2 protein-coding genes are annotated in these 2,180 nt (G+C 72.2%); both read right to left on the bottom strand.

What is annotated here, in order from left to right; all coding sequences use genetic code 11:
* Nucleotides 1-394: 394 nt before the first annotated feature.
* Nucleotides 395-1,018: a GntR family transcriptional regulator gene (locus ACWCXB_RS36525; protein ID WP_450728802.1), complete on the bottom strand. Its 624-nt coding sequence runs from the start codon at nucleotides 1,016-1,018 to the stop codon at nucleotides 395-397.
* A 128-nt stretch (nucleotides 1,019-1,146) separates the two neighbouring features.
* Nucleotides 1,147-2,180 (bottom strand): 2-oxoglutarate dehydrogenase, E2 component, dihydrolipoamide succinyltransferase (gene sucB, locus ACWCXB_RS36520; protein ID WP_450728800.1); only part of this gene is annotated, 1,034 nt, incomplete at its 5' end.

The raw sequence follows: 2,180 nt of genomic DNA, 5'->3' as shown, positions 1-2,180 counted from the left end.
ACTCGCGCGAAGCGCGGTGACCACGCGGCGGAGCCGCATATCGGATGCAGCGCAGTCCAGGACACGAGCCCCGGAGCGGACCCGGACGGCAACCGACCCGGCACGGGGCATCCCCGACCACCCAGCCCGTCCGGCGCTTGAGGACGGACACACCGGCCCACCCGGCGGTACCGGGTGCATACTCAGCCCGTCCGGCGTTTGAGGACGGACACCCGGGTCGCGCCCGCGGTATCGGCGCGCACAGCCCGTCCGGCGTTTGAGGACGGACACCCGGGTCGCGCCCGCGGTATCGGCGCGCACAGCCCGGCCGGCGATTGAGGACGGACACACCGGCCCACCGTCACGGCAAGGGCGCGCCCGGAACCGGGGTGGCAGGGGTCCCGGACCCGGAGGGTCAGGCGCGGGGCGCGCAGCCCAGGACGTGGGCCTTGACCAGCGCGCCGATCTGCGGGTCGCGGCGGCGGAAGGCCGCCACCAGCTCCTCGTGCTCCTCCGCGTAGGACTTCTGCTTCGTGCCCAGCCACCGGATCGACAGCGCCGTGAAGACCTCGATCCCGAGGCCCTCCCAGGTGTGCAGCAGCACCCCGTTGCCCGCCGCCCTCACGAGCTCCCGGTGGAACGCCACGGTGTGCCGTACCTGCGCCGTCCCGTCCGCGGCGCGGTCCGCCTCGTACAGCGCCGCCACATGCGGCTCCAGGGCCGAGCAGTCGGCGGCCAGCCGCTCCGCGGCCAGCTCGGCCGCGATCTGCTCCAGGCCGGCCCGGACGGGGTAGCTCTCCTCCAGGTCCGCCGCCGTCAGATTCCGTACCCGTACACCCTTGTTGGGGGCCGACTCGATCAGCCGGAGCGACTCCAGCTCGCGCAGCGCCTCCCGTACCGGCGTCTGGCTCACGGCCAGTTCCGTCGCGATCCGGCGCTCGACGATCCGCTCGCCCGGCTTCCAGCGGCCGCTGACGATGCCCTCCACGATGTGCTCGCGGATCTGATCGCGCAGCGAGTGGACGACGGGCATGGTCATGGACCGCTCCTTCAAGAAGAGAAGACCCCTAGACAATACGGCGGCGGCCCCGCCCGGAAGTACTCCCGGGCGGGGCCGCCGCTGGTGAGGCTGGTTACAGCCGAGTAGCTCGGCCGTGACGCCGTGGCTCAGAGGCCGAGCTCGACCTCGAACTCGCCGGCCTCCAGGATCCCCTTGACCGCCGTCAGGTAGCGGGCGGCGTCGGCGCCGTCCACCAGACGGTGGTCGTAGGACAGCGTCAGGTACGTCATGTCCCGGACGCCGATGACCGTGCCCTCGGCGGTCTCGATGACGGCCGGACGCTTGACCGTCGCGCCGATGCCCAGGATCGCGACCTGGTTCGGCGGCACGATGATCGTGTCGAACAGCGCACCGCGCGAACCGGTGTTGCTGATGGTGAAGGTCGCACCGGCCAGCTCGTCCGGCGTGATCTTGTTGCCGCGGACCTTGGCCGCCAGGTCGGCGGTGGCCTTGGCGATACCGGCCAGGTTGAGGTTGCCCGCACCCTTGATGACCGGGGTCATCAGGCCCTTCTCGGAGTCGACGGCGATGCCGATGTTCTCCGAGTCGAAGTAGGTGATGGTGCCCTCGTCCTCGTTGATCCGGGCGTTGATGACCGGGTAGGCCTTCAGCGCCTGGGCCGCCGCCTTGACGAAGAACGGCATCGGGGACAGCTTGACGCCCTCGCGGGCGGCGAACGCGTCCTTGGCCTGGTTGCGCAGCCTCATCAGCCGCGTGACGTCGACCTCGACGACCGAGGACAGCTGGGCCTGGCTGTGCAGCGCCTTCATCATGTTGTCGCCGATGACCTTGCGCATGCGGGTCATCTTGACGGTCTGACCGCGCAGCGGGGACACCTCGAGGGCCGGGGCCTTCTTCGCGGCGGCCGGAGCGGCGGCGGCCGGAGCCGGAGCGGCAGCGGCGGCCTTCGCGGCCTCGGCGGCGGCGATGACGTCCTGCTTGCGGATACGGCCACCGACGCCGGTGCCCTTGACCGTGGACAGGTCCACACCGCTCTCGGCGGCGAGCTTACGGACCAGCGGCGTGACGTACGCGCCCTCGTCCGCGACCGCGGCGGCGGGAGCCGGAGCGGCCGGGGCGACAGGCGCGGCCGGAGCCGGAGCCGCCGGGGCGGCCGGAGCCGGAGCGGCAGCGGCGGGAG

The sequence above is a fragment of the Streptomyces sp. NPDC001514 genome (assembly GCF_053597075.1).
Note: the sequence above shows the minus strand (reverse complement) of the source record. Positions and strands in the feature narration are given on the sequence as shown.